Source organism: Anaeromicrobium sp., from assembly GCF_025210435.1.
Classification (GTDB): Bacteria; Bacillota; Clostridia; order Peptostreptococcales; family Thermotaleaceae; genus Anaeromicrobium.
In genome coordinates, this window is record NZ_JAOART010000016.1 from 1 (window position 1) to 5,845 (window position 5,845).

The following is a 5,845-nucleotide window of genomic DNA, read 5'->3' on the forward strand; positions in this document are numbered from 1 at the left end:
AAATATATTGAAAATCTTTGGAACCCTGGAACGTCACAACATCCTATGCTACTCCAACATGACTCATGAACCTATATACGAAGATTCACACTTTCGCTTGTGACAAGGACTTGGGTGGAAAAGATTTTCAATATATTTTCCCTTATAGGCCCACATAAAGCAAGTTTATACACCAGAAATCTATATTATTTTAGTCTCTAAACTTATCTTCAAAATATTTATTAATATCCTCATATACCTTCATCACCATATCTTCATGAATTTTTTCACCTTGCCAAATTTCCTGTGCTCTTATGCCTTGATAAAATAACATTTCAAATCCATTTATGACTTGTGCACCCTTTTCTTTAGCTTTTCTTAAAAATTCTGTGTGATAAGGATTATATATTAAATCATAAGCTACCTTTACCTCTTCTAAATGTATTTCCTCTATGGGCATAATTCCTTTGTACTCACCCATTCCTAAAGGTGTTGAGTTTACTATCATATGATAATTATCATTTATTTCATCACATATATGTGTATTCTTATTACTACTAAATTTCAATATATTTTCTACCATATCCTCAGCTTTTTTTCTACTTCTATTTTTCACATGTACCCTGGCACCCTTTTTAAGTAATTCATATAAAACTACACTTGCAGCACCACCGGCACCTAATAATAATACTTTTTTTCCTTCCAAATTTAAATGTTCTATACTCTTTGAAAATCCATACCCATCCGTATTATAGCCCATGAACTTACCATTTTCCACCTTCACCGTATTTACTGCATTATATACCTTTGAAGTCTCGTCCATATGGTCTAAGTACTCAATTATATTTTGTTTATGGGGTTTAGTTATATTAAATCCACATAAATTATTTCTTAAAGTATGTATATTCTCCCCTAATTCATCATATCTTATCTTAAGTGGTATATATGCAGAGTCACTTTCTCCACGGTCAAATAGAGTATTATGTAACTCTGGTGATAAACTATGATTTATGGGATCTCCTATAACTGCATATAATTTAGTACTTCCTTTTATTCTATGATTCATACTATCAACCCCTTTAGACTTTTTCTTATTCTATACAATACCACTTTTTTAATTATTTATCTACGTATTTTCTATGCTGTTTAGGGAATACTCTTAATATATATTTTCCTATAGGAGGACAAACTATCTCATGTTTGATAAGAAAATTACAACCCCCTCTATTGATATAAATGGAAATATGCCCTATTTAAATTTCAATAGAGCCTTTAAAGAGTGTTTTGAAACTCATTACACACCTAATTATGAAGAAATTATCATTATGTGCATTGGAACAGACAGATCTACAGGTGATTCTTTAGGACCATTAGTTGGGTACAAGTTAGAACGTTACTGTAAAATGATTCCTAATTTTCATGTCCATGGAACTTTAGATAATCCTGTCCATGCAAAAAATTTAAAGGATAGTATTGATGACATATACTCTAACTATACTAAACCTTTTGTTATAGCCATTGATGCCTGTTTAGGAAAATCTGCTAGAATAGGTCATATTAAGGTGGGCAGTGGTTCCATACGACCTGGTGCTGGAGTAAATAAAAACCTACCAGCTGTAGGTGATATATATGTTACGGGAATAGTTAATTTAAGTGGTTTTATGGAATACATAGTTCTTCAAAATACACGTCTTAATTTAGTAATGAAAATGGCAGATACCATATCTGAAGGCATTCGCCATTGTCTTTGGAATTTCAATAGACAAAAACAAATTAATCTATCTTAGATATATTGAAATTGAGAAGGGATATAAAAAAATAAACTAGTCGGTTCTCTAAGACATTTGGATTATTTTCAAGGCATGGAGAGTGAGCGTATTAAACATATATAATCGACTCCATAACGAAGAAAATAATTCAAATAACCAGTGAAATGACTAATTTATTTTTTGAATATGCCTAAAATAATCCTTCATAACTTCTATGCTCTATGGCATATATTATATCTCTTAGACCTTTATTATGTACGTCTACTACAATTGCTCCTCTTTCCATATCTAAAACATTGTCATAATTATTTAAATAGGCCAAAGAACTCTCTCTGCTATCATAAAGGATAGCATCTACATATCCATCATACTTATCATGGACTACTTCATATCCTCTAGCATCTAGCTCTCTTCCTATTTGTTCAAGATTATTGGGAATTGCTACAACCTTTGGCATACGCACACCTCCTAGAACTATTATTACTAGAAGATTTATTTTTTATACTATAATAGTTAATTTTTTCCTAATTTCTTAATAATTTATGGCAATTTCTAATACTTTCCTTTCCTCGTCAGAAAGACTCGTCTGAGGCTCTTTATTTACTATTTTCTTTCCATATGTGACCGTATTATGTCTTCCATATAAGCTAGTGAATATGATTCCGTCATAATTTCCATCTAATAGGGCCATACTAAAACTCAAATTGCCCCCCACATCTTCATATGCATTGTATTGTATTATTCCTACCTTTTGAACACAAGTTTTCATAATAGTACTTAGTTCTTCTAATTTTTCTTTGTTTTCATTATTTTCTTCCAATAAGAATTTAATATGTTCATAATATTTAGATACAATTTCTTCTAAACTTTTATTGTCTAGTCCATCACTTAATTTATCATATCTTTTATTAAGCTTCTCTATCCCTTTTCGTTGAACTAATATAAATATAAACATTATAATATTTAATAAGATAAGTCCTAAAATAAGAGATTCTGTGTTTAATTCTATAAGATTCATAATGTGATTCATATTATCCCTCCTTTAACTTTTCTATTATAGCATAAAAGGGACACTTATAGATTTCGTATTCATAAACTAGCTTTATGTGAGCCTATTTCAGGAAAATATATTGAAAATTTTTTCCATTGAAGTCCTTGTCACAAGCAAAAGTGTGAATCTTCGTAGATAGTTTCATGAGTCATGTTAGAGTAGCATAGGATGTTGTGACGTTCCTCAATTCCAAAAATTTTCAATATATTCTCCCTTATAGGCAAGTTACTGTATACAGAAACCTTAGTGTTGCGAAATCTATATATGCTTAAGCATATTCTTATACAATAAAATAAACCCATCATCACATGGGTCTATTTGTCTAATTGTTCACTTATTTTCTTAATTGCATCTACTGCCTTATCTATATCTTCTTTAGTATTAAAATATCCCATGCTAAGCCTAACTGTTCCTTCTTCTAAGGTTCCTATAGTCTTATGGGCTAGGGGAGCACAATGAAGACCAGTTCTTACACCTATGTTAAAATCCCTATCTAAAATATAACCCAGTTCAGAACAATCTAGACCTTCTAAGTTCATGGATACAACAGCTCCTTGTTTCTCACAATTTACAGGGCCATATATTTTAACCCTATCTATCTTTTTCAAGCCATCTATCATATATTGGGTTAATTTCTTTTCGTGATTCCTTATTTTTTCTAACCCCACTTCTAACAAAAACTCTATTCCTGCTCCTAATCCTACAATTCCACAGGTATTATTAGTTCCACTTTCATATTTATCTGGAGCTATATCTGGTTGGATAAGGGATTCTGATTTACTTCCTGTTCCACCTTCTTTTAAGTGCCTTATATTTAGTCCTTCCCTTACATATAAAATACCTGTTCCTTGGGGACCTAGCAACCCCTTATGACCTGGCATGGCTAACATATCTATGTTCATCTTCTGTACATCTATTTGGTATATTCCTGCACTTTGAGCTGCATCTACTAAAAATATAATATTTCTACTTTTAGCAATCATACCCACTTCTTCTATGGGCATTAATGTACCTGTCACATTAGATGCATGGGTCATAACTATCATTTTAGTATTATGTCTTATGGATCTTTCTAGATTATTAATATTAAGAGTCCCATCCTTTTCACATTGAACTACAGTGTTTGTCACTCCATACTTTTCTAATGCCTTAATAGGTCTTATAACAGAGTTATGCTCCATACTAGTAGTTATAACATGGTCTCCCTTACTTAGAAAACCCTTTATACCTAAATTTAAAGAATCCGTAGCATTAGAAGTAAAAATTACCCTCATGGGATTTTCTATATTAAATAATTTACAAACGAGCTCCCTAGTTCTGTGTATTCCTCTACCCGCTTGTAATGCAAGCTTATGTCCTGCTCTTCCAGGATTAGCACAATAGTTTCTCATACAATGATCCATGGCTACATAAACACTCTCTGGTTTAGGAAAACTAGTAGCTCCATTATCTAAATAGATCATAAAATCACCCCTTCCATATCATATTATGCACTTTATAATAAACTCGTTTCTATTATTATCTCTTATGTTTCACGTGAAACACTATACATATTTATTGCTTTGCTATTATTATATTATTCACATTAAACACTTCTTTAATGTGATCAAAAAATTCTCTCATTATAATAGATCTGTGACTTTCTCTAGAAGTTATTATAAGTAAGTCCTTCTCATGCTTATTTATCCTAATTAGGCTATTAAAATACTTTTCAAAGTATTCTTCCCCAACTCGTTCTTTTAATTTCATAAAATCTTCTTTAAGTTCATCTTTTATTCTTTCTTCCATCCTAGTAAAAGGAACCTCTGATATTTCCTCTGGTATATCCAATAAAGATTCAGTATAAAAATCCATTTTTATTCCTCCCTCTTTTCACTTTATCATATATATTATAATCTTTTATGCCTTTTATCAAAAGAGTAACATAGAAAAACCTTATAGTTTTTTTTGAACTATAAGGTTCTTCTATGAATTTATAATATCTTATTAGAAATTTTACCTTTTAATTTTTCTATTTGTTTTTATAATCTTTATCTAATATTTTAAAAATAGAATCTTCAAGTTCTTGCTTGATTTTTTCTAGTTTTTCTGCTGACTCCTTATCTACAGATAGTTCTTCTATTTTAGATTGAAAATCTTTTTTAATCAAATTAACAATTGGGTCAAAGTTCACTTCCCCTTTATCATTATTATATTCAAGTTCTACACTTACTTTGTCTGTCACTGTAATTCCCATCTTAGACCATGCAGAGACCATTTTATCAATGATTAATATGGCCTTACCTACTGTATTTTTAAATGTTTTATCATCTAGTTCTCCTTTTTTTCTGTAATTTCTTAAATTTACATCAACGCATACTGTTTCTTCATTATTAGTATTTGGTTTATACATGAACGTTCTGTATACTTTATATTCTGGTTCTTCATGGGTCTTTACCTCTGGAGTTATTAATGAATTTTCTATTTCCCCTATCATTCCTGATAAATCGAATACCTTTTTACCATAATTATTAAGTCTATATCGAAATTGATATTCTGTTTCTCCTTGCTTCCTCAATACATTATTAATTTCATATGCAAATTCGTTTTCTGTTTCTTTTTGCTTATTCAATATACTATTAAAGTCTTTTTTTTTGTTATTATTTTTTGCTAATATATTTTGTTTGTAATTTGCAGTATAACTTTGTCTCCCTACTGTATTTACATAAGTCATATTTAGATCGCCCCTTTCTGTACGATTATTAAGCTATTATATATCATATTTCGCATGTAAAAATTAACAACAAATTATTTTTAAGTTGATACATAATTTTCTTAAACTCAAGCAATTACTATATGTCTATAACTAACAAAATTAAGAATATTTTCTCTTAGAAATAAAAAAATCTTATATCCTCCAAAGATTTATAGATTTCTGGTGTATAAACTTGCTTTATGTGAGCCTATTTCAGGAAAATATATTGAAAATCTTTTCCACCCAAGTCCTTGTCACAAGCGAAAGTGTGAATCTTCGTATATAGGTTCATGTGTCATGTTGGAGTAGCAT

General features: G+C 30.2%; 7 protein-coding genes. 1 reads left to right on the forward strand and 6 read right to left on the reverse strand.

Features of this window, described 5'->3' with window-relative positions; genetic code table 11:
- Window positions 1-190: 190 nt before the first annotated feature.
- Window positions 191-1,045: a shikimate dehydrogenase gene (gene aroE / locus N4A57_RS01550; protein WP_293655636.1), complete on the reverse strand. Its 855-nt coding sequence runs from the start codon at window positions 1,043-1,045 to the stop codon at window positions 191-193.
- 130 nt (window positions 1,046-1,175) lie between these two features.
- Between aroE and yyaC the strand changes: the two genes are divergently transcribed.
- Window positions 1,176-1,766 (forward strand): spore protease YyaC, encoded by a 591-nt coding sequence (gene yyaC / locus N4A57_RS01555; RefSeq protein ID WP_293655638.1) that lies wholly within the window; start codon window positions 1,176-1,178, stop codon window positions 1,764-1,766.
- Between the two features lie 172 nt (window positions 1,767-1,938).
- Here yyaC and N4A57_RS01560 read toward each other — a convergent pair whose 3' ends face one another.
- The 5 genes from N4A57_RS01560 to N4A57_RS01580 form a co-directional block, all read right to left on the reverse strand.
- Complete coding sequence (locus N4A57_RS01560) at window positions 1,939-2,205, reverse strand: YkuS family protein (RefSeq protein ID WP_293655640.1); 267 nt, start codon at window positions 2,203-2,205, stop codon at window positions 1,939-1,941.
- Window positions 2,206-2,280: 75 nt separating this feature from the next.
- The gene (locus N4A57_RS01565; RefSeq protein WP_293655641.1) at window positions 2,281-2,778 is read right to left on the reverse strand and encodes a DUF4446 family protein; all 498 of its coding nucleotides are present in this window, start codon (window positions 2,776-2,778) and stop codon (window positions 2,281-2,283) included.
- A gap of 335 nt (window positions 2,779-3,113) precedes the next feature.
- Window positions 3,114-4,262, reverse strand: coding sequence for an aminotransferase class V-fold PLP-dependent enzyme (locus N4A57_RS01570; RefSeq protein ID WP_293655642.1), 1,149 nt, complete (start codon window positions 4,260-4,262; stop codon window positions 3,114-3,116).
- A 91-nt stretch (window positions 4,263-4,353) separates the two neighbouring features.
- Window positions 4,354-4,653, reverse strand: coding sequence for a hypothetical protein (locus N4A57_RS01575; protein WP_293655643.1), 300 nt, complete (start codon window positions 4,651-4,653; stop codon window positions 4,354-4,356).
- A gap of 157 nt (window positions 4,654-4,810) precedes the next feature.
- Window positions 4,811-5,512 carry a hypothetical protein gene (locus N4A57_RS01580; RefSeq protein ID WP_293655644.1) on the reverse strand — a complete coding sequence of 234 codons (702 nt, stop codon included), beginning with the start codon at window positions 5,510-5,512 and terminating at the stop codon, window positions 4,811-4,813.
- Window positions 5,513-5,845 lie beyond the last annotated feature (333 nt).